This window comes from Sphingomonas palmae (genome assembly GCF_900109565.1).
In the GTDB taxonomy this organism is placed as follows: domain Bacteria; phylum Pseudomonadota; class Alphaproteobacteria; order Sphingomonadales; family Sphingomonadaceae; genus Sphingomonas; species Sphingomonas palmae.
Genome location: NZ_FNZZ01000001.1, coordinates 785,970 through 806,773, shown reverse-complemented (window position 1 = coordinate 806,773; position 20,804 = coordinate 785,970). Strand labels below are relative to the sequence as shown.

At 66.4% G+C, this 20,804-nt stretch carries 19 protein-coding genes; 18 read left to right on the top strand and 1 reads right to left on the bottom strand.

The genetic code is table 11. The features are described from left to right. Nucleotide 1 precedes the first annotated feature (1 nt). From BMW51_RS03905 to BMW51_RS03825, 17 genes are all read left to right on the top strand, one after another. Nucleotides 2-559: a NuoB/complex I 20 kDa subunit family protein gene (locus BMW51_RS03905; RefSeq protein WP_019516624.1), complete on the top strand. Its 558-nt coding sequence runs from the start codon at nucleotides 2-4 to the stop codon at nucleotides 557-559. Beyond that, nucleotides 556-1,413: an NADH-quinone oxidoreductase subunit C gene (locus BMW51_RS03900; RefSeq protein ID WP_093003455.1), complete on the top strand. Its 858-nt coding sequence runs from the start codon at nucleotides 556-558 to the stop codon at nucleotides 1,411-1,413. Before BMW51_RS03905 ends, BMW51_RS03900 begins: the two co-directional genes overlap by 4 nt. After that, a complete protein-coding gene (locus tag BMW51_RS03895) occupies nucleotides 1,410-2,690 on the top strand; it encodes an NADH-quinone oxidoreductase subunit D (RefSeq protein WP_245708259.1) in 1,281 nt (426 codons plus the stop codon). The genes BMW51_RS03900 and BMW51_RS03895 overlap by 4 nt, the downstream gene beginning before the upstream one ends. Continuing rightward, the gene (locus BMW51_RS03890) at nucleotides 2,690-3,397 is read left to right on the top strand and encodes a complex I 24 kDa subunit family protein (protein WP_093003453.1); all 708 of its coding nucleotides are present in this window, start codon (nucleotides 2,690-2,692) and stop codon (nucleotides 3,395-3,397) included. The genes BMW51_RS03895 and BMW51_RS03890 overlap by 1 nt, the downstream gene beginning before the upstream one ends. Continuing rightward, the gene (nuoF, locus tag BMW51_RS03885) at nucleotides 3,394-4,707 is read left to right on the top strand and encodes an NADH-quinone oxidoreductase subunit NuoF (protein WP_093003451.1); all 1,314 of its coding nucleotides are present in this window, start codon (nucleotides 3,394-3,396) and stop codon (nucleotides 4,705-4,707) included. Before BMW51_RS03890 ends, nuoF begins: the two co-directional genes overlap by 4 nt. Beyond that, nucleotides 4,707-6,701 carry an NADH-quinone oxidoreductase subunit NuoG gene (gene nuoG, locus BMW51_RS03880; protein ID WP_093003449.1) on the top strand — a complete coding sequence of 665 codons (1,995 nt, stop codon included), beginning with the start codon at nucleotides 4,707-4,709 and terminating at the stop codon, nucleotides 6,699-6,701. Before nuoF ends, nuoG begins: the two co-directional genes overlap by 1 nt. Beyond that, entirely contained in the window at nucleotides 6,698-7,744 is a 1,047-nt protein-coding gene (nuoH, locus tag BMW51_RS03875; protein ID WP_093003446.1) for an NADH-quinone oxidoreductase subunit NuoH, read from the top strand. The genes nuoG and nuoH overlap by 4 nt, the downstream gene beginning before the upstream one ends. 1 nt (nucleotide 7,745) lies before the next feature. After that, entirely contained in the window at nucleotides 7,746-8,231 is a 486-nt protein-coding gene (nuoI, locus tag BMW51_RS03870) for an NADH-quinone oxidoreductase subunit NuoI (RefSeq protein ID WP_019516615.1), read from the top strand. 61 nt (nucleotides 8,232-8,292) lie between these two features. Then, nucleotides 8,293-8,904, top strand: coding sequence for an NADH-quinone oxidoreductase subunit J (locus BMW51_RS03865; RefSeq protein ID WP_093003444.1), 612 nt, complete (start codon nucleotides 8,293-8,295; stop codon nucleotides 8,902-8,904). 26 nt (nucleotides 8,905-8,930) lie between these two features. Then, entirely contained in the window at nucleotides 8,931-9,227 is a 297-nt protein-coding gene (gene nuoK, locus BMW51_RS03860) for an NADH-quinone oxidoreductase subunit NuoK (protein WP_281243237.1), read from the top strand. A gap of 7 nt (nucleotides 9,228-9,234) precedes the next feature. Further along, a complete protein-coding gene (gene nuoL, locus BMW51_RS03855) occupies nucleotides 9,235-11,367 on the top strand; it encodes an NADH-quinone oxidoreductase subunit L (protein ID WP_093003440.1) in 2,133 nt (710 codons plus the stop codon). A 10-nt stretch (nucleotides 11,368-11,377) separates the two neighbouring features. Beyond that, nucleotides 11,378-12,931: an NADH-quinone oxidoreductase subunit M gene (locus tag BMW51_RS03850; RefSeq protein WP_093003438.1), complete on the top strand. Its 1,554-nt coding sequence runs from the start codon at nucleotides 11,378-11,380 to the stop codon at nucleotides 12,929-12,931. Further along, a complete protein-coding gene (gene nuoN / locus BMW51_RS03845; RefSeq protein ID WP_093003436.1) occupies nucleotides 12,931-14,391 on the top strand; it encodes an NADH-quinone oxidoreductase subunit NuoN in 1,461 nt (486 codons plus the stop codon). The genes BMW51_RS03850 and nuoN overlap by 1 nt, the downstream gene beginning before the upstream one ends. Beyond that, a complete protein-coding gene (locus BMW51_RS03840) occupies nucleotides 14,358-15,125 on the top strand; it encodes a biotin--[acetyl-CoA-carboxylase] ligase (protein WP_425440960.1) in 768 nt (255 codons plus the stop codon). The genes nuoN and BMW51_RS03840 overlap by 34 nt, the downstream gene beginning before the upstream one ends. Nucleotides 15,126-15,137: 12 nt before the next feature. Then, on the top strand, nucleotides 15,138-15,929 hold the full coding sequence (locus BMW51_RS03835; protein WP_093003433.1) for a type III pantothenate kinase: 792 nt from the start codon (nucleotides 15,138-15,140) through the stop codon (nucleotides 15,927-15,929). Between the two features lie 102 nt (nucleotides 15,930-16,031). Further along, complete coding sequence (locus BMW51_RS03830; RefSeq protein ID WP_093003431.1) at nucleotides 16,032-17,672, top strand: ribonuclease J; 1,641 nt, start codon at nucleotides 16,032-16,034, stop codon at nucleotides 17,670-17,672. A 6-nt stretch (nucleotides 17,673-17,678) separates the two neighbouring features. After that, nucleotides 17,679-17,954 carry a DUF1467 family protein gene (locus tag BMW51_RS03825; RefSeq protein WP_093003429.1) on the top strand — a complete coding sequence of 92 codons (276 nt, stop codon included), beginning with the start codon at nucleotides 17,679-17,681 and terminating at the stop codon, nucleotides 17,952-17,954. A gap of 66 nt (nucleotides 17,955-18,020) precedes the next feature. On the opposite strand, the gene BMW51_RS03820 is transcribed toward BMW51_RS03825, so the two are convergent. Further along, complete coding sequence (locus BMW51_RS03820; protein ID WP_093003427.1) at nucleotides 18,021-20,342, bottom strand: coiled-coil domain-containing protein; 2,322 nt, start codon at nucleotides 20,340-20,342, stop codon at nucleotides 18,021-18,023. A 117-nt stretch (nucleotides 20,343-20,459) separates the two neighbouring features. Between BMW51_RS03820 and BMW51_RS03815 the strand changes: the two genes are divergently transcribed. Next, nucleotides 20,460-20,753 carry an Hpt domain-containing protein gene (locus BMW51_RS03815; protein WP_093003425.1) on the top strand — a complete coding sequence of 98 codons (294 nt, stop codon included), beginning with the start codon at nucleotides 20,460-20,462 and terminating at the stop codon, nucleotides 20,751-20,753. Nucleotides 20,754-20,804: the final 51 nt, after the last annotated feature.

The window sequence follows — 20,804 nt, the reverse complement described above, 5'->3', positions numbered from 1 at the left end:
AGTGCACTCCGGTCCTGTCGGACTTGTCAACGCGCCGGAAACCGATCGCTCGGTCGTCGCGCCCGATCAGGGCTTCTTCGACAGTTTGAATGGCGAGCTGACCGACAAGGGTTTCCTGGTTACCTCCTCGGAAGAGTTGTTCCAGTGGGCGCGCACGGGCTCTTTGTGGTGGATGACGTTCGGTCTCGCGTGCTGCGCGGTGGAGATGATTCACGTCAACATGCCGCGCTACGACCTGGAGCGCTTCGGTGCCGCGCCGCGCGCGAGCCCGCGTCAGTCGGACGTGATGATCGTCGCAGGCACGCTGTGCAACAAGATGGCGCCGGCACTTCGCAAGGTCTACGACCAGATGTCGGAGCCGAAGTACGTCATCTCGATGGGCAGCTGCGCCAATGGCGGCGGTTACTATCACTACAGCTACTCGGTGGTGCGCGGTTGCGACCGCGTTGTGCCGGTCGACATCTACGTGCCGGGCTGTCCGCCGACTGCGGAGGCGTTGCTCTATGGCATCATGCAGTTGCAGCGGAAAATCCGCCGCAGCGGGAGCATCGAGCGATGAGGGCGCCGGCACCGGCTTTCGCCTACAGCCTGAACGACGAGACGATCGCGGCGGCGCGAGACGCGATCGGCGGCGGGCTGACCGACGCCTTCGCGCGCGCGGGCGAGGTGCAGCTGCACGTGACGCGCGAGGCGCTGATCCCCGCGCTGACCGCGCTGCGCGACACGCCCGGGCTCGAGTACCAACAGTTGATGGAAATCGCGGGCGTCGACTATCCCGATCGCGGCGCTGAGCGGTTCGAGGTCGTCTACTGCCTGCTGTCGCTGACGCGTAATCACCGGCTGCACGTCCACGTGCGCGCGTCGGAGGACATGCCGGTGCCGAGCGTGACGGGGCTGTGGCCGGTCGCGGGCTGGTTGGAGCGCGAGGTGTACGACATGTACGGCGTGCTGTTTGCGGGCAACCAGGACCTGCGCCGCATCCTGACCGACTATGGCTTTCGCGGTCATCCGTTCCGCAAGGACTTCCCGCTCTCCGGCTTCGTCGAGATGCGCTATTCGGAAGAACAGAAGCGGGTGGTGTACGAGCCGGTCAAGCTCGCGCAGGATTTCCGCAGCTTCGACTTCATGAGTCCGTGGGAAGGCGCCGAATACGTGCTGCCGGGCGACGAGAAGGCCGGCGACGCCGCGCTGCCGCAGGCAAAGGGCGCGCAGACGCCCGCGACCGCCACGCAGGTGCAGAACGCCGGCGCGAGCGAGAGCGACAAGCAGCCGCCCGCCGCGTCGAGCGAACCGTACGCGAAGAAGGACGCGCCCAGCACCGCCGAGACTGGGGCGGGCAAGAGCGATCCCGATTCCAAACCTGAGCCGCGCGACCCCGATGTCGTGCCCGGCAAGGGAGGGCAGAACCAATGACCGACACGCTCGTCGACAAGGACATGGCCGTTGATCGCGAAGTCGATCCCGCGGTCGAGAAGATCGTTCACGCCACCGACGCCTCACACCCGAGCGAGGGCGATGTTGCGATCCAGAACTACACGATCAACTTCGGCCCGCAGCACCCCGCGGCGCACGGCGTGCTGCGGCTCGTCATGGAGCTGGACGGCGAAATCATCGAGCGGATCGACCCGCACGTTGGCCTCCTCCACCGCGGCACCGAGAAGCTGATCGAGTACAAGACCTACGCGCAGGCGATCCCGTATTTCGACCGGCTCGATTACTGCTCGCCGATGTGCATGGAGCACACCTTCGTGCTCGCGATCGAGAAGTTGCTCGACCTCGAGGTGCCGCTGCGCGCGCGATACCTGCGCGTGCTGTTCGCCGAACTGACGCGCATTTCCAACCACATGCTGAACCTTGGCAGTCACGTGATGGACGTCGGCGCGATGACGCCGAACCTGTGGCTGTTCGAGATCCGCGAGGATTGCTACGGCTTCTTCGAGCGCGCGTCGGGCGCGCGCATGCACCACAATTACATGCGGCCGGGCGGCGTCCACCAGGACGTGCCGCTTAAGCTCCTAACCGACATCGCCGACTGGCTCGACACGCGGCTGCCGCGCTTGTTCGAGGACGCGATCAGCCTGGTCGCGGACAACCGCATCTTCAAGCAGCGCAACGTCGACATCGGCACGGTAAGCCGCGATGACGCGATCGCTTGGGGCTTCTCGGGCCCGATGATCCGCGCGGCGGGTGTTCCGTGGGACCTGCGCAAGTCGCAGCCATACGACGTCTACGACCGGATGGACTTCGACGTGCCCGTCGGCACGCGCGGCGACTGCTATGACCGGTTCATGGTGCGCGTGGAGGAGGTGCGTCAGTCGGCGCGCATCATGCGCCAGTGCCTGAACGAGATGCCCGAGGGCCCGATCGCCAGCCTCGACCGAAAGGTGGTGCCGCCCAAGCGCGCCGAGATGAAGCAGTCGATGGAAGCGCTGATCCATCACTTCAAGCTCTATACCGAAGGCTATCACGTCCCCGCTGGCGAGGTATATGTTGCGACCGAGAGTCCCAAGGGCGAGTTCGGCGTGTATCTGGTCAGCGACGGCAGCAACAAGCCGTACCGCTGCAAGATCCGCCCGACGGCGTTTTCGCACCTGCAGGCAATGGACTTCATGAGCCGCGGCCACATGCTGGCGGACACGACGGCTATTCTGGGCGCGATGGATATTGTTTTTGGTGAATGTGACCGCTGATGGCTGACGGACCGCAGATCCCCGACGAGGCCGAGACCCGCGCGCGCTGGGGTGCGTTCGCGTGGGACGACGACAGCCGGAGCAAGCGCAACGCGATCATGGCGCGCTACCCCGCGGGGCGTGAGCAATCGGCGTCGATTCCGCTGCTCGATCTGGCGCAGCGTCAGGTCGGCCGCGAGACGCACACGCAGGGCTGGTTGCCCGTGCCGGTGATCGAGTTCGTCGCGCGTGAGATCGGCGTGCCGTACATCCGCGTGTTCGAGGTCGCGACCTTCTACACGATGTTCAACCTGGCGCCGGTCGGGCGTTTCCACGTCCAGGTGTGCGGCACGACGCCGTGCGTGCTGCGCGGGTCGGACGACGTGTTCGCGGCGTGCAAGAACAAGGGGCTGATCAAGGGGCGTACCACCCCTGATGGCCTGTTCACGCTGACCGAGGTCGAGTGCATGGGCAATTGCGCGTCGGCGCCGATGGTTCAGATCAACGACGACAATTACGAGGACCTCGACTACGATCGCACCACCGCGATCCTCGAGACACTGGCGAACGGCGGCACGCCCAAGCCCGGATCGCAGGAGCCGGGCCGTCACACGGTCGAGCCCTACGGCGGTCCGACGACGCTGACCGCAATGGTGAACGAGAACCACGATTACCGCGACGAATGGGGGCAGGTAGCGCAGCCCGAGGCGGTGGAGCAGCAGGCATGAGTCTCGCCGACAAGGACCGTATCTTCACCAACCTGTACGGCTTTCAGTCGTGGCGGGTCGACGCCGCGATGCAGCGCGGTGACTGGGACAATACCAAGGACCTGCTGGCGCTCGGCCAGGACAAGATCATCGACGTGATCAAGGCGTCCGGCTTGCGTGGGCGCGGCGGCGCGGGTTTCCCGACCGGCACGAAGTGGAGCTTCATGCCCAAGGAGCCCAAGCCCGATCGTCCGAACTTCCTGGTCATCAACGCCGACGAGTCCGAGCCCGGTTCGTGCAAAGACCGCGAGATCATGCGGCACGATCCGCACAAGCTGATCGAGGGCGCGCTGGTTGCGGGTTTCGCGATGCGCGCGCGGGCGGCCTATATCTACATTCGCGGCGAATATATCCGCGAGGCCGAGGTGCTGTTCGCAGCGGTCGCCGAGGCATACGACCGCGGCCTCGTCGGCAAGAATGCGTGCGGGTCGGGCTATGATTTCGACGTGTTCGTCCACCGTGGTGCGGGCGCGTACATCTGCGGTGAGGAAACCGCGATGCTCGAGAGCCTGGAGGGCAAGAAGGGCCAGCCGCGCCTGAAGCCGCCGTTTCCGGCCGGTGCGGGCCTCTACGGCTGCCCGACGACGGTCAACAACGTTGAATCAATCGCGGTCGCGCCGACGATCCTGCGTCGCGGCGCGGCGTGGTTCTCGAGCTTCGGCAACGAGAACAACAAGGGTACCAAGCTGTTCCAGATCAGCGGCCATGTCGAGAAGCCGACCGTGGTCGAGGAAGCGATGAGCATCAGCTTCCGCGAGCTGATCGAGAAGCATTGCGGCGGCATCCGCGGCGGGTGGGACAATCTGCTCGCGGTGATCCCGGGCGGATCGTCGGTGCCGCTGGTGCCGGCGAAGGACATCATCGACTGTCCGATGGATTTCGACGGGTTGAAGGGCGTCGGCTCGGGCCTGGGCACCGCGGCCGTCATCGTCATGGACAAGTCGACCGACGTCGTCCGCGCGATCAGCCGTATCTCATACTTCTACAAGCACGAGAGCTGCGGTCAGTGCACGCCGTGCCGCGAGGGCACCGGCTGGATGTGGCGCGTGATGGAACGGCTGCGTACCGGCGACGCGGAGATCGGTGAGATCGACATACTCCAGCAGGTCACCAAGCAGGTCGAGGGCCACTCGATCTGCGCACTGGGCGACGCCGCGGCTTGGCCGATCCAGGGGCTGATCAAGCATTTCCGCCCCGAGCTGGAGCGCCGCATCAACGAGCGGACAGGAACGACCGGGAGCCTCGCTCCCATGCAGGAAGCTGCCGAGTAATGCCGAAGCTTAAAGTAGACGGGACCGAGGTCGAGGTACCGCAGGGTGCCACGGTGCTCCAGGCGTGCGAGGCCGCGGGCAAGGAGATCCCGCGCTTCTGCTATCACGAGCGGCTGAGCATTGCGGGCAATTGCCGCATGTGCCTGGTCGAGGTGAAGCCTGGCCCGCCCAAGCCGCAGGCGTCGTGCGCGCTGCCCGCCGCGGACAATCAGGAAGTGTTCACCACCACGCCGATGGTGAAGCATGCCCGCGAGGGCATCATGGAATTCCTGCTGATCAATCACCCGCTCGACTGCCCGATCTGCGATCAGGGCGGCGAGTGCGACCTGCAGGACCAGTCGGTCGCCTACGGCCGCGGGCGCTCGCGCTTCGCCGAGAACAAGCGCGCGGTGACCGAGAAGTACATGGGTCCGATCGTCAAGACGATCATGACCCGCTGCATCCAGTGCACGCGCTGCGTCCGCTTCGCGGAGGAAGTCGCGGGCGTGGAGGAGATCGGCGCGATCTACCGCGGCGAGAACATGCAGATCACCAGCTATCTCGAGGAAGCGGTGACGAGCGAGCTGTCGGGCAACGTCGTCGACCTGTGCCCCGTCGGCGCGTTGACCAGCAAGCCCTACGCGTTCGAGGCGCGCCCGTGGGAGCTGCGCAAGACCCTGTCGATCGACGTGATGGACGCGGTCGGCACCAACATCCGCCTCGATGCGCGCGGTCGGCAGGTGCTGCGCGCGGTGCCGCGCGTCAACGACGACGTGAACGAGGAATGGGCGACCGACAAGACGCGTCATGCGGTCGACGGCCTCGTGCGCAAACGACTCGACCGCCCGTACGTGCGCCGCGACGGCAAGCTCCAGCCGGTTACGTGGGACGAGGCGTTCGCGACGATCGCCGCGGTCGATCACGGCGGCTCGGTTGCGGCGGTCGCGGGCGATCTGGTCGATTGCGAGACGATGTTCGCGGCGAAGGCGCTGCTGCGCGAGCTGGGCGATGCCAAGTTCGAAGGGCGTCAGACCGGCATGGACTATGACACGTCCAGCCTCGCGGCGGTGAACTTCAACACCACGATCGCGGGTGTCGAGGAAGCGGACGCGATCCTGCTGGTCGGCACCAACCTGCGCTGGGAAGCGGCGCTGGTGAACACGCGCGTGCGCAAGGCGATCAAGCGCGGCGCCAAGGTGTTCGCGATCGGACCCGAGACCGAGCTGACCTACCAGGTCGAGTGGCTCGGCGACGATCTGTCGATCCTGGGCGACCTGCCCGAGGCGGTCACGGACGCATTCGGCAAGGCCGAGCGGCCGATGGTGATCGTCGGCGGTGCGGCGCTGAAGGGCGCGCACGGCGCGGCGCTGGGACTCGCCAACAGCCTCAACCTGGTGCGCGACGGCTGGAACGGCTTCAATGTCGTTCACATGGCGGCGAGCCGCATGGGCGGGTTGATGCTCGGCTACGCGTCGAAAGGTGGCATCGCCGACCTGCACAACGCCAAGCTCGCCTTCTTCCTCGGCGCGGACGAGTGCGATTTTACCAAGTTCACCGGGTTCAAGGTGTTCGTCGGTCACCACGGCGACCGCGGCGCGCACCACGCCGACGTGATCCTGCCGGGTGCGAGCTACGCCGAGAAGTCGGGGACGTTCGTCAACCTCGAAGGCCGCGTCCAGCGTGGCGAGCGCGCCGGCTTTCCGCCGGGCGACGCGCGCGAGGATTGGGCGATCTTCCGCGCACTGTCGGACAAGCTCGGCAAGACACTGTCGTTCGACACGCTCGAGGAGCTGCGCGCGGCGATGGCGCTCGACTGCCCCGATCTCGCGACGCTCGGGCTCAAGATGTTCGCGTGGAATCCGCCGTCGCTGGGCACCACCGCGTCAGGGCGGATCGAGGGCTATCCAATCAAGGACTTCTATCTCACCAACGCGATCTGCCGCGCGTCGCCGACGATGCAGCGCTGCTCGGCGGAACTGATCCACGGTGAGAGCTTCGCGGAGGCAGCGGAGTGACCGGCTTCTTCAACACAACGCTTGGCCTGTCGTACGGCTGGTCATGGTTCCTGGCGACGATCATCGGCATTCTGGTGATCGCGCTGCCGCTAATGCTGGCGGTCGCGATGATCATTTACGCCGATCGCAAGATCTGGGCGGCGATGGCGCTGCGTCGCGGGCCCAACGTCGTCGGCCCGTTCGGGCTGCTCCAGAGCTTCGCCGACGGGTTGAAGGTGTTCCTACAGGAAACGATCGTTCCCTCGGCGGCGAACCGCGGGCTGTTCCTGCTCGCGCCGATCATCACCTTCACGGTCGCGCTGATCGTCTGGGCGGTGGTGCCGTTCCAGCCGAGCGTGGTGCTCGCCGACATCAACGTCGGGCTGCTCTACGTGCTCGCGGCGTCGTCGCTGGGCGTTTACGGCATCATCCTGGCGGGCTGGTCGTCGAACTCAAAGTATCCGTTCTTCTCTGCGATCCGTGCCGCGGCGCAGATGGTCAGCTACGAGGTCGCGATCGGGTTCGTGCTGATCTCGGTGGTGATGTGGGCGGGGACGTTCAACCTGACCGGGATCGTTGAGGCGCAGAAGGGGCTGTACGGCTTCATCAACGGCTTCGCGTTCAATCCGCTGCTGTTCCCGATGGCGGTCGTGTTCCTGATCTCGTCGCTGGCGGAAACGCAGCGCGCCCCGTTCGATCTTACCGAGGCGGAGTCGGAACTCGTCGCCGGTTACCAGACCGAGTACAGCTCGATGAGCTTCGCGCTCTACTGGCTGGGCGAGTACGCCAACGTGCTACTGATGTGCACGTTGAACGCGACGCTGTTCTGGGGCGGATACCTGCCGCCGTTCGACTGGGCGCCGTTGTACATGGTGCCGGGCATCATCTGGCTGTTCGCCAAGATCCTGTTCTTCTTCTTCGTGTTCTCCTGGATCAAGGCGACGGTGCCGCGCTACCGCTACGACCAGCTGATGCGGCTGGGGTGGAAGGTGTTCCTGCCGCTGTCGCTGTTCTGGGTGTTCCTGGTGTCGGGTGTGCTGATGTTCATGCGCGTGGGAGTTTGAGATGAGTATCGCGCAGACGATCAAGTCGTTTACCTTGTGGGAGTTCGTGAAGGCGCACGCCCTCACACTGAAGTATTTTTTCAAGCCCAAGGCGACGATCAACTATCCGTTCGAGAAGAACCCGCTTTCCCCGCGCTTCCGCGGCGAACACGCGCTGCGCCGTTATCCGAACGGCGAGGAACGCTGCATCGCGTGCAAGCTGTGCGAGGCGGTGTGCCCGGCGCAGGCGATCACGATCGAGGCTGAGCCGCGCGATGACGGCAGCCGCCGCACGACGCGCTACGACATCGACATGACCAAGTGCATCTACTGCGGCCTGTGTCAGGAAGCGTGCCCGGTCGACGCGATCGTCGAGGGGCCGAACCTCGATTTCGCGACGGAAACGCGCGAGGAGCTGATCTACGACAAGGCCAAGCTGCTCGACAACGGCGACCGCTGGGAACGCGCGATCGCCGCGAACCTTGCCGCCGACGCACCGTACCGTTAAGCGCGCGGCAAAGACCGACAGCCGCCAGAACAGACCGGCCAAAAGGGGCTCGTAGAATATCGTGATACAGGCGCTCGCCTTTTACCTGTTCGCGCTCGTCGTGCTGCTCTCGGGCGCCATGACGATCCTGTCGCGCAACCCGGTCCATTCCGTGCTGTGGCTGATCCTCGCGTTCTTCAACGCCGCCGGCCTGATGGTGCTGGTGGGGGCGGAGTTCATCGCGATGCTGCTCGTCATCGTCTACGTCGGTGCAGTCGCGGTGCTGTTCCTGTTCGTCGTCATGATGCTCGACATCGATTTCGCCGAGTTGAGAGCCGGGTTCGTGCGCTACGCTGCACTCGGGCTGCTGCTCGCGGTCGCGCTGGTTGCGGAAATCCTGATCGGCGTCGGCGCGTGGAGCGCAGGCGGGATCAACTTGGCACGGCGCGCGGCGCCGACCGATGCGGCGGTGCCCAACATCGAGGCGATCGGGCAGCTGCTCTACACGCGCTACCTGTTCATCTTCGAGGGTGCGGGGCTGGTGCTGCTGGTCGCGATGATTGGCGCCATCGTGCTGACGCACCGCGAGCGGTCGGGTTCGCGCTATCAGAACATCGCGCGGCAGAATGCGCGCCGTCCGCAGGACGCGACGCGCAACGTGCGGCCCGAGATCGGGCAGGGAGTGCAATTGTGAGCGGCGAATTTGCGGGCGGCGTCGGCCTGATCCATTATCTGGTCGTGGCGGCGCTACTGTTCACGATGGGGGTGCTGGGCATCTTCCTCAACCGCAAGAACATCATCGTCATCCTTATGGCGATCGAACTGATCCTGCTGGCGGTGAACATCAACCTCGTCGCCTTCTCGGCCGCGCTGCACGACCTGGTGGGTCAGGTGTTCGCGATGTTCGTGTTGACGGTGGCGGCGGGCGAGGCTGCAATCGGGCTTGCCATCCTGGTGATCTTCTTCCGTGGTCGCGGCTCGATCTCGGTCGACGATCCCAGCCGGATGAAGGGATAAGACGTCCGTGCACTCGATCCTCTTCATCGTCTTCCTGCCGCTGGTCGCGGCCGCGATCGCCGGGCTGGGCAACCGCTCGCTAGGCGTCGTGCCGGCCAAGGTCATCACGACCGGCGCGCTGTTCGTGTCGTGCCTGCTGTCGTGGCCGATCTTCATCGGCTATCTGAGCGGCAGCGCGGAGGCGACCGTCACGCCCGTGCTGCACTTCATCACCTCGGGCACGTTCGACGTGTCGTGGGCGTTGCGCGTCGACGCGCTGACCGCGGTCATGCTGGTCGTGATCACCAGCGTCTCCGCGCTCGTGCACCTCTATTCCTGGGGCTACATGGCGGAGGACCCGGACCAGCCGCGCTTCTTCGCCTATTTGTGCCTGTTCACCTTCGCGATGCTGATGCTCGTCACCGCGGACAATCTGATCCAGATGTTCTTCGGCTGGGAAGGCGTCGGCCTCGCCAGCTACCTGCTGATCGGTTTCTGGTTCCGCAAGCCCAGCGCCAATGCGGCCGCGATCAAGGCGTTCGTCGTCAATCGCGTCGGTGACTTGGGCTTCATGCTCGGCATCTTCGGCACCTACCTGGTGTTCAACACCGTCTCGATTCCCGCGATCCTCGCCGCCGCGCCGTCGATGGCAGGGTCGACCATCGGCTTCCTGTGGTTCCGCGCCGACACGATGACGGTGTTGTGCCTGCTGCTGTTCGTCGGTGCGATGGGCAAGTCGGCGCAGCTAGGCCTCCACACCTGGTTGCCCGACGCGATGGAGGGGCCGACTCCGGTGTCGGCGCTGATTCACGCCGCGACGATGGTAACCGCGGGCGTGTTCATGGTGTGCCGTCTGTCGCCGATGTTCGAGACCAGCCCGACCGCGCTCGGCTTCGTTACCTTCATCGGTGCCGCGACCTGCCTGTTCGCGGCGACGATCGGGACGACGCAGACTGACATCAAGCGCGTGATCGCTTATTCGACCTGTTCGCAGCTCGGTTACATGTTTTTCGCCGCGGGCGTCGGCGCGTACGGCGCGGCGATGTTCCACCTGTTCACGCACGCCTTCTTCAAGGCGCTGTTGTTCCTCGGTGCGGGCTCGGTGATCCACGCGATGCACCACGAGCAGGACATGCGTTACTACGGCGGCCTGCGTAAGGAGATTCCGGTCACCTTCTGGGCGATGCTGCTCGGCACGCTCGCGATCACCGGTGTCGGCATCTACGGGATCGGCGGGTTCGCAGGCTACCACTCGAAGGACGCGATCATCGAGGTGAGCTGGGCGGCAGGGTCGCCGGTCGCGTCGATGGTGGGCGTGTTCGCGGCGCTGCTGACGAGCTTCTACTCATGGCGACTGATGTTCCTGACCTTCTGGGGCAAGCCGCGCTGGGCCGCGTCGAAGCATATCCAGCACGCGATCCACGACGCGCACGGCCACGGTCACGATCACGCCGGCGATCAGGCGCACGCGGCCGATCACGAGGTGCACGAGCACGGCAAGCAGGCTGAGCATCATCACGGCGATGTCGCGCACGAGGATGCCGGCCATACGCCGCGCGTCGAGACGCGCGGATTCAACGAGATCCCGGTCGGTACCGGCGGGTACCACCCGCACGAGAGCCCGTTGCCCATGCTGATCCCGCTGATCGTTCTATCGATCGGCGCAGTCGCGGCAGGCTTCACCTTCCACGGGTGGTTCATTGAGCCGGACGCCGGCGAGCGTTTCTGGAAGGGCGCGATCGCGTTCAACGAGCATCTGATGCACTCGATGCACGAGGTGCCGCTGCTGGTGAAACTGTCGGCGACGATCGTGATGCTGACCGGGCTGCTGATCGCCTGGGCGAGCTATATCCGCTCGCCGTCGACGCCGGCGAAGGCCGCGGACACGTTCCAGCCGATCTACCGCTTCCTGTTGAACAAGTGGTACATCGACGAGCTCTACAACTTCCTTTTTGTCCGACCCGCGTTCGCGATCGGGCGGCTGTTGTGGCACAAGGGTGACGAGGGGACGATCGACCGCTTTGGTCCGAACGGATCGGCGTGGCTGGTCCAGGTCGGCAGCCGCGTGGCGGGCCGCGTCCAGACGGGATATGTTTACACCTATGCTTTTGTCATGCTGATCGGGCTGACCGCCGCGGTCACCTGGGCGATCGCGGGTTGAGGGCGGCACGATGAACGGCTTCCCCATCCTCTCCGTCATGCTCGCGGTGCCGGCGATCGCCGCCGTCGCGTGCCTGTTCCTGTCCGCGCAGACCGCGCGGACGACCGCGCTCGCCGCGACGCTGGTCAATCTGGCGCTCGGCGTCGTGCTGTGGCTCAATTTCGATGTCGGCGGCGCGCAGTGGCAGTTCGTCGAGAATGCGCCACTGTTCGGCCGCTTCGGCTGGGCGCTCGGCATCGACGGCTACGCGCTGCTGCTGATCGCGCTCAGCGTGTTCCTGATGCCGATCTGCATTGGCGCCAGCTGGCACGCGATCGAGAAGCGCGTGCCCGAATATATGTCGGCGTTCCTGTTCACCGAAGTGCTGATGATCGGCACCTTTGCGGCGCAGGACATCTTCCTGTTCTACATCTTCTTCGAAGCCGGCCTGATCCCGATGTTCCTGATCATCGGCATCTGGGGCGGGGCGAACCGCATCTACGCGTCGTACAAGTTCTTCCTGTACACGCTGCTCGGCTCGCTGCTGATGTTCATCGCGATGCTGTACATGAGCATCACCGCGAACACGACCAGCATCCCGGTGCTGATGGCGTATGATTTCCCGGCGCATGTACAGACGTGGCTGTGGCTCGCGTTCTTCGCGTCGTTCGCGGTCAAGATGCCGATGTGGCCGGTTCATACCTGGCTGCCCGACGCGCACGTGCAGGCCCCGACTGCCGGCTCGGTGATCCTGGCGGGCGTGTTGCTTAAGCTCGGCGGCTACGGCTTCCTACGCTTCAGCCTGCCGATGTTCCCCGAAGCCTCGGCGCAGCTGACGCCATTGATCTTCGGCCTCAGCGCAGTGGCGGTGATCTACACCAGCCTCGTCGCGCTGGTGCAGGCCGACATGAAGAAGCTGATCGCTTATTCGTCGGTCGCGCACATGGCGATCGTGACGATCGGCCTGTTCGCGTTCAACGCGCAGGGGATTGAGGGCGCAATGATGGTGATGCTGGGCCACGGCCTGGTGTCGGGTGCGCTGTTCCTGTGCGTCGGCGTCATCTACGACCGGCTGCACACGCGCGAGATCGCGCGCTACGGCGGTCTGGCGATCAACATGCCGCGCTACGCGATCTTCTTTCTGCTGTTCACGATGGCGTCGATCGGCCTGCCTGGCACCAGCAACTTCGTCGGTGAGATCCTGAGCCTGATGGGCGCATATCAGGTCTCGACCTGGACTGCGCTGCTGTGCACCACCGGCATCATCCTGGGTGCGGCGTACATGCTGTACCTGTATCGTCGCGTCGTGTTCGGTGAGATCAAGTCGGACGAGGTCCGCGCGATGTCTGACCTGTCGGGCCGCGAGCTGTGGCTGCTCGCGCCGATCGCCGCGGTCGTCCTATGGATGGGCGTCTATCCCGAAAGCTTCCTTGCGCCGATGCGTAAGGACACGCAGGTGCTGCTCGCACGCATCAACCGCGCGCAGCCGGCGGGCGACAGCAAGCCGACGCGCGGCACCGGCATCATCCCGTCGGCGCACGCCGAACCTGCTCACGACAATCCGGCGTCCGGGGAGGCGCACTGATGGACTATGCTTCCCAACTCGCGATGACGCTGCCCGAGGTGATCCTCGCGGTCGGCAGCATCGTGCTGATGCTCGTCGCCGCCTGGGGTGGTCCGGCGTCGACCAAGGCGGTGTCATGGGCCGCGGTCGCGGTGCTCGGGGGTGCGCTGATCGCGCTCGTCGGCCCGGCAACCTCGGGTGGAGAGGCGTTCGGCGGGCTCTATCGCGCCGACGATTTCGCCGGTTTCGCCAAGGTCCTGATCTTCATCGCGGCCGCCGTCGCGATCGTGATGGCGCCCGATTTCTTCGCACGCACCGCGGGCGACAATCTGCGCCCCGAATATCCGGTGCTAATTCTGTTGTCCGCTGCCGGCATGGGAATGATGGTGTCGGCGGCCGACCTGCTGACGCTCTACGTCGGGCTCGAGTTGCAGAGTCTGTCAGCATACGTGCTCGCTAGTTTCATGCGGCAAGATGCGCGTTCGGCGGAAGCCGGGCTCAAGTATTTCGTGCTCGGCGCGCTCGCCTCGGGCATCCTGCTCTACGGCATCAGCCTGGTCTACGGCTTTACCGGATCGACGATGTTTAACGAGATCGCGGGCGCTTACGCTGCGACGCCGCTGTCCGGCGACGCCAAGTCGTACGGGCTGCTGTTCGGGCTGGTGTTCGTGTTCGCCGGCCTCGCGTTCAAGATGTCGGCGGTGCCGTTCCATATGTGGACGCCCGACGTGTACGAGGGCGCGCCGACGCCGGTAACTGCGTTCTTCGCCTCCGCACCCAAGGTCGCATCAGTTGCGCTCGGCGTGCGTGTCGCGGTCGAGGCGATGGGCCCGGCCGAGGGGCAGTGGCGGCAGATCGTGATCTTCGCCGCACTCGCCTCGATCCTGCTCGGCGCGGTCGCGGCGATCGGGCAGCAGAACATCAAGCGCCTGCTCGCTTATTCGTCGATCAACAACGTCGGCTTCGCGCTGATCGGCCTCGCCGCGGGCACGCCCGAGGGCGTCGCCTCGGTGCTCAACTACATGGCGATCTACATCGCAATGACGCTGGGCAGCTTCCTGGTCGTGTTGCAGATGCGCGACGTAGACGGTCAGCCGGTCGAGACGATCGCGAGCCTGTCGGGGCTATCGCGCACGCGCCCGGCGCTCGCCGCCGCGCTGGCAATCTTCATGTTTTCGCTCGCCGGCATCCCGCCGCTGTTCGGCTTCTACGCCAAGTTCGAGGTGTTCTACGCCGCGGTGCAGGCAGGGCTGTTCCCGCTGGCGGTGTTCGGCATCGCGTTCAGCGTGATCGGCGCTTATTACTACCTCCGCGTCATCAAGACGATGTACTTCGACGAGCCCGTCGCCGAGTTCGGGCGCGGCGATGCGTTTGAGGGCGGGTTGATCGCGGTGGCGGCGGTGATCGTCTCACCGCTCGGCTATCTGGCTATTCCCTTGCTGTCGGGTTGGACGTTGGCCGCGGCGCGAGCCTTGTTCTGATCTCCACGCTGACCGGCCCCCGCATCATCTCGGTGCCGGAAACGGGATCGACCAACGCCGACCTGCTGCGGATGGCGGAAGCGGGTAGCGTTGGCGAGGGCGTGTGGCTGCGCGCCGATCGGCAGTTGGCGGGGCGCGGGCGGCTCGGGCGGGACTGGTCGTCGCCGGTCGGTAATCTGTATGCGAGCACGATCGTCATCGTGCACGCCGACGACCCGCCCGCACCGAGTCTGGCGTTGGTGGCGGCGGTTGCGCTCGACGAGGCGATCGATGCCGTCCTGCCCGACACGGCTCGTCGTAAGCTGGCGATCAAATGGCCGAACGATCTGTTGATCGGCGGCGCGAAAGTGTCGGGCATCCTGCTGGAGCGTGCTGGCGCGCACGTCGTGATCGGCATGGGCGTGAACATCGCGCATTATCCAGACCTGTCCGACCGAGCGACAACGAGCCTGCATGCTCAGGGCGCAAACGTCGAAGTCTCGGCGTTCGCGGAGCGGCTGGCCGGGTTGATGTCCGCGCGGCTGTTGCTGTGGCGCTCACAGGGTCTCGCGCCCGTGATCGCGCGCTGGTGCGAGCGGGCGCATCCGATCGGTGCGCCGCTGCGCGTGCGTCTGCCGGATGGCGCTGAACAGGCAGGCGTGTTCGACGGGCTCGACGCGCAGGGTGCGCTGCGGTTGCGCTTGGAGGATGGCGAGACCCGTGTCATCCACGCCGGCGACGTGTTTCTGGTGTAGGAGAGGGAAGCCATGCTGCTCGCGATCGATGCCGGCAACACCAACGTGGTCTTCGCCCTGGTTGAGGTGAGCGGTCAAGCGCGCGAGATCCGCGCGCGCTGGCGGATCGCGACCGATCCAAGGCGGACCGCAGACGAATATGCGGTGTGGCTGAGCCAATTGCTCGCGCTCGAAGGCTTCGCGCGCGATGACGTGTCGGCGGTGGTTATCTCGACGGTGGTCCCGCGTGCGCTCCACAACCTGCAGGTGCTGGCGAGCAAGTATTTCGGCGGTGACGCGCTGATCGCCGGACGCGCGCCGCTGGAATGGGGCGTGTCGATCGACGTTGACGAGCCCGCGTCGCTGGGTGCCGACCGCGCGGTGAACACGATCGCGGCGCACGCGCTGCACGCGGGCGACCTGATCGTGATCGATTTCGGCACCGCGACGACGGTCGACTTCTCCGACTACAAGGGTGCGTACAAGGGCGGGATCATCGCGCCGGGCATCAATCTGTCGCTCGACGCGCTGGTCGCCGCCGCCGCCAAGCTGCCGCGGATCGCGATCGAGGCGCCGGCCGTGAACAGCGTGATCGGGCGCAACACGGTCGATCAGATGAACATCGGCATCTACTGGGGCTACCTCGCGATGATCGAGGGGCTGGTCGCGCGAATGAAGGCGGAGGTTGGCCGCCCAGTAAAGGTGATCGCGACCGGCGGACTCGCCACGTTGTTCGAACGGCACACGGCTGTGTTCGACGCGATCGAGCCCGACCTGACGATCCAGGGGCTGGCGATCATGTGGCAGGGCGCCCATATAGGTTAGTGAGATCGGCGCCGGGGCCGCAGCCCGGAAATCAGCGAAAACCGCGCTTTGGAGCTACCGTTCGACCACGCGTCCGAGCGGAGCGGCGCGTGAAGGACAAGAATGACACCGAAGAACAACGAACTACTTTTCTGCGCGCTCGGCGGATCGGGCGAAATCGGGATGAACGTCAACCTGTACGGCCACGCCGGCAAATGGGTGATGGTCGATTGCGGCGTGACCTTCGCCGATGCCGGCTTCCCGGGGATCGACGTGATCCTGCCCGACCTGCGCTTCATCGAGGAGCAGATCGACAATCTGGTCGGACTGGTGCTGACGCACGGGCACGAGGATCATATCGGCGCGCTGCCGTATCTGGCCGAAGATCTGGGCGTGCCGCTCTACGCGACGCCGTTCACCGCCGGGCTGATCCGCGGCAAGCTTGAGGAAGAGCGGATCGACGACCGGGTCAAGATCAAGCTGGTCGAGGCGAACAAGGCGTTCGACGTCGGCCCGTTCAAATTCACGATGGTGCCGCTCGCGCACTCGATCCCCGAAGCGAACGGCCTGGTGATCGAGACCAAGTCGGCGCGGGTGTTCCACACCGGCGACTGGAAGCTCGATGCGACCCCGCTGATCGGCAAGCCCTCGACGCCCGAGGAACTGCGCGCGATCGGCGATAAGGGCATCGACGTGCTGGTGTGCGATTCGACCAACGTGTTCAACGCCGAGGCGTCGGGCAGTGAGGCGGACGTGCGGCGTGGTATCGCCGAGACGGTGGCGAAGGCGAAGGGGCGCGTGCTCGTCACCTCGTTCGCGTCGAACGCGGCGCGGATCGCGACTCTCGGCAAGGTGGCGGAAGAGACCGGGCGCAAGCTGGCGGTGGCGGGCCGCTCGCTCGATCGCATCATCCGCGTGGCGCAGGCGACGGGGTACCTCAAGGACCTGCCGAACCTGATCGACGCCGAGACCGCGATGCGGTTGCCGCGCAACAAGGTGCTGGTGATCGCGACCGGCGGGCAGGGTGAGCCGCGCGCCGCGCTGGCGCGCGTCGCCGAGGGCACGCACCCGATCAAGCTCGACGAGGGCGACACGGTGATCTTCTCGTCCAAGCAGATCCCCGGCAACGAGGTCGCGATCGGGCGTATCCAGAACCAGCTCGCCGCCAAGGGCGTTGAGATGGTGACCGAAAAGCAGGCACATGTTCACGTCTCGGGTCACCCAGGTCGGCCCGAGCTCAAGTCGATGTACGAGTGGATGCGCCCCAAGGCGCTGATCCCCGTGCACGGCGAGATGCGGCACCTGAAAGAGCAGGCGCGCTTCGGCTTGTCGAACGGGATCGCGCACGCGTTGGTGCAGACCGATGGCGACATCGTGCGGCTGGCGCCGAACGGGCCGGAGAAGATCGGTAACGCGCCCGTGGGCCGGCTGGTGCTCGACGGCGACGTGATCCTGCCGTCTAACGGCAGCACGATCAACGAGCGGCGCCGTATTGCGGTGAACGGCCAGATCTCGGTCGGGATCGCGGTCGACCGCAATGGCCGCGCGGGCGGCACGCCGGACGTACGCGTGCAGGGCGTCCCGGTCGAGGAAGAGCGTGACGCGTTCCTCGAAGACGCGATTGCGGCAGCGAGCGAGGCGATGCGGGGCGCGCCGCGCGATCGCGAGCGCCTGCGTGAGCAGGTCCGGCTCGCGGTGCGTCGCGTCGCGACGCGCTGGACCGGCAAGAAGCCGGTGATCGACGTGGTCGTCGTTCAGGTCTGACGCACGATGCGCTGGACCTCGATGCTGGCGATCTACGTCCTGTTCTGGGCGTTCTCGGTCTTTCTAGTCCTGCCGTTCGGGGTGAAAACCTCGGCGGAGGCGGGGGCCGAGCACGTGCCGGGCACCGCCGAGAGTTCGCCGCACGAGTTTTCGATGAAGAAGGTGGCGGTGCGCACGACGATCGTCGCAACGATCATGTTCGCGCTGTTCATCGCCAATTATGAGTTCGGCTGGGTCGACGCCAGTTCGCTCGACTATTCGGATGCCGCCAACGCGGTCTGACCGCTGCGGGGCGCTCTATGCTCCGTCCATGTCTTAGCGGGTAGCGCGGGCCAGTAGGCCGTCGTGTCAGCGCAGCCGCTCGATCGCCTGTGCCAATGCGACGTAGAGCTTGCCCATGTCCGACGACAGCAGCGTCACGCCGAGCGGCGAGGAGTCGCGCTGGGTCAGGATCGTGCGCAGCATCGCCTCGAAATCGTGGATGTAGCGATTGACCTGATCGCGGAATGCCGGCTGTTCGTCGTAGAGATGCGCGATGTCGCGCTGCTCGGCGGCATCGAGCAGGCGCACCGCGCGGCGCGTGAAGACGCCGCGGTCACCCTTCAGATACGCGGCCCAGGCGCTGTCGGACACGTCGGGGGCGAGCGTGCGGGTGAGGTCGATTGAGGCCGAGTTGAGCTGTTCGATCAGCAGCGAGGCACGGCGCGCGAAGCTGTCCTGCTCGACGCGGTCGCGCTGCTGCTGCTCCTCGGCGAGCCGCGTGTCGACGCGCGCGGCGGCAGCGTCGATGACCGCGATCTGCTGCTCAAGCCGCTGCGTCGCGCGTGCGGCCGCTTCGACCGCGGTCTCCGCCACTGCCGAGACCTGCGCGATCTGCGCCTCGACCCCGTTGGTGACCGAGCGGTGGAGCGCGTCGTTGCTGGCAGCCTGCAGTGCCTCGGCCGCCTCGGGAATGACCTGCGCCAGCGTGTCGCGGGCGTGGTCGGCAGCGGCCGCGGCGGTGTCGCGGACGCGCATCAGCGCCTCGATCAGACGCGGCGCTGCTTCTTCGGCCAGACGGTGCGCGCGCTCGGTCGCCTCGTCGACGGTGTGGCCAATCGCGTCGGCCTTGGCGCGGCCGCTGGTGAGCGCGTCGAGCAGGGTGCCGGTGAGTGCGTCGACGGTGCGGCGCTGTTCGGCAATGACCTGCGCGATCGCCTCGATCGCGTCGTGCGTGCTCTCCGCCGCGGTGACGAGCGCGAGCAGCTCGGGGCGCGCGGCGACGACGACCGACTGGCTCGCGGCGATGCGGGCGTCGAGCCGATCGATCGCCTCGGGCAGCGTTTCGTCGATCTCGCGCGTCGCGGCGTCCAGCGCGGTGAGCAGCGTCTCGGTGGTCGCGATCGTGCGCGTGGCGAGCTGGTCGCCCGATTGCAGCGCGTCGCCCATCGCCTCGGCCGAGCTGGTCAGGGCGCTGATCGAGGCGGCGAGTTGCTGCGAGCGTTCTGTCCCACTGAGGTGCAGCGCCTCGATGCGGCGCTCGTTGCGGCCGAGGCTGTCCTCGAGCGTGGAGAACAATTCCTCGCCAACGCCGCGCTGCGCGTCGAGACGGCGTGCGATCCGCTCGATCACCATTTCGACCAGCTCGATCCGCTGCGTGAGCGCTTCCGCACTCTCGCGCGCGGCCTGATCGAGCGCGACCTGGCTGGTGCCGATCAGCGCGAGCATCGCCTCGCCCTGCGCCGCGATCCCCTTGCGCGATTCGTCGATTGCGTCGGCGGTTCGGTCGAGCAGCGCATCGACCGCGCCCGCGGCCTGTGAGGTGACCGACTCGAGCCGGGCGCCGGCGGTTTCGCTGGTCGCCTCCATCCGGCGGATGTGCGCGGCGAGCTTCTCTGCTGCACCGCCCGCGACCGCCTCGGCCTCGCGCCCGCGCGCGGTCAGCGCGACGATTTGCGCGTCGAGGGCGGCGGCGCGCTCACCCGCGGTGAGGCCGGTCTGCTCGATCGACTGCGTCAGCGCGTGCGTCTCCGCCTGCGCATGCGGCAGGCTGTTGAGCAGCGTCGACAGGCTCGCCCGCGCGGACGACGCGGCGTCGGCGAGCGCGCGGGCATGAACGTCGGCCTGATCGATCTCCTCCGTCAGGCCACGCCCAATCGAGGTGAGCCGCGCAGTCGCGGCGTCGCCGGTCGTCGCGAGCATGCGCAGCTGTTCGGCAAGCTGCGCGCGCTGCTGATCGATCACGAGGCCGAGCGAGCCAACGGTCGATTCGAGCGCCTCCGCCTCCAGCCGCATCGCGCGTGCACTGGCGCCGAAGCGCTGCGCCTCGGCGCGGCTGGTCCTGAGCGCGAGCAGCCACGCGACACCGGCGGCGAGCGGGCCGAGCAAAGCGGCAGCAGCGATCTGCGCGATCTCGAGCGGGGTCGAGACCCGCCCCCAGGCGAGCGCCACCAGTGCCGCGACCCAGAGAAACGCGAAAGCGACCAGCAGCCACGGCATGATCGTCCGCCACGCCGGCTCTGGCTCAACCCCGTCGCGCGAGGTCCAGTCGCCGCTGCTTGGAGTATATGGCTCGTGCCAGTCGGCGTCGCCGAACGACGCGACCGGCATCGCCGGCTCGTCCCCGAGCAGGTTGCGCTGCTGCATGTCCTCGGACACGCGTATACCGACGATTGACGGCCCCCCGTTCATGACGATCGGCTTACCACGTTTGTGGGGATGCGAAAGCGGTTCGCGACGGAGCGTGCGGCGGATCGCATGCCGTGGGCGCCAACGCGGCGTTAACCAGCCGCGGCTACCATCGGTCGCATGGCCTATGATCCCGGAGCGATCGATCACGCTTTATCCGCCGCGGTCGGCGACGATCCCGTGCTGATCGCCGATCTGCGCGCGGCGTTCATCGACAGCGCGCGCGGCGTCTTCCGCGCGCTGGAGTTGGCCGGCGACGATGTCGCCTGGCGCGACGCGTTGCTGCGGCTGCGCGGGCTGGCGGCGAGTTTCGGTGCGGTCCGGCTCGCCGCGCTCGCGCTCGATGCGGTCGAAGCGCCGGTCGGTGATGCGCGCGCGCTGCGACTGATCAGGCGGAACATGGAACGCCTGTGACCTGATCGACGCCGGCCGGTGGCGGCTGGCGGGTTGCCCGCGCCTGGTTGC

What these genes read in the sequence shown, in the direction of transcription:
- BMW51_RS03900 (WP_093003455.1), top strand. Translation starts at nt 556, where the DNA reads ATGAGGGCGCCGGCACCGGCTTTCGCCTACAGCCTGAACGACGAGACG.
- BMW51_RS03895 (WP_245708259.1), top strand. Translation starts at nt 1,410, where the DNA reads ATGACCGACACGCTCGTCGACAAGGACATGGCCGTTGATCGCGAAGTC.
- BMW51_RS03890 (WP_093003453.1), top strand. Translation starts at nt 2,690, where the DNA reads ATGGCTGACGGACCGCAGATCCCCGACGAGGCCGAGACCCGCGCGCGC.
- nuoF (WP_093003451.1), top strand. Translation starts at nt 3,394, where the DNA reads ATGAGTCTCGCCGACAAGGACCGTATCTTCACCAACCTGTACGGCTTT.
- nuoG (WP_093003449.1), top strand. Translation starts at nt 4,707, where the DNA reads ATGCCGAAGCTTAAAGTAGACGGGACCGAGGTCGAGGTACCGCAGGGT.
- nuoI (WP_019516615.1), top strand. Translation starts at nt 7,746, where the DNA reads ATGAGTATCGCGCAGACGATCAAGTCGTTTACCTTGTGGGAGTTCGTG.
- BMW51_RS03850 (WP_093003438.1), top strand. Translation starts at nt 11,378, where the DNA reads ATGAACGGCTTCCCCATCCTCTCCGTCATGCTCGCGGTGCCGGCGATC.
- nuoN (WP_093003436.1), top strand. Translation starts at nt 12,931, where the DNA reads ATGGACTATGCTTCCCAACTCGCGATGACGCTGCCCGAGGTGATCCTC.
- BMW51_RS03835 (WP_093003433.1), top strand. Translation starts at nt 15,138, where the DNA reads ATGCTGCTCGCGATCGATGCCGGCAACACCAACGTGGTCTTCGCCCTG.
- BMW51_RS03830 (WP_093003431.1), top strand. Translation starts at nt 16,032, where the DNA reads ATGACACCGAAGAACAACGAACTACTTTTCTGCGCGCTCGGCGGATCG.
- BMW51_RS03825 (WP_093003429.1), top strand. Translation starts at nt 17,679, where the DNA reads ATGCGCTGGACCTCGATGCTGGCGATCTACGTCCTGTTCTGGGCGTTC.
- BMW51_RS03820 (WP_093003427.1), bottom strand. Translation starts at nt 20,342, where the DNA reads ATGAACGGGGGGCCGTCAATCGTCGGTATACGCGTGTCCGAGGACATG.
- BMW51_RS03815 (WP_093003425.1), top strand. Translation starts at nt 20,460, where the DNA reads ATGGCCTATGATCCCGGAGCGATCGATCACGCTTTATCCGCCGCGGTC.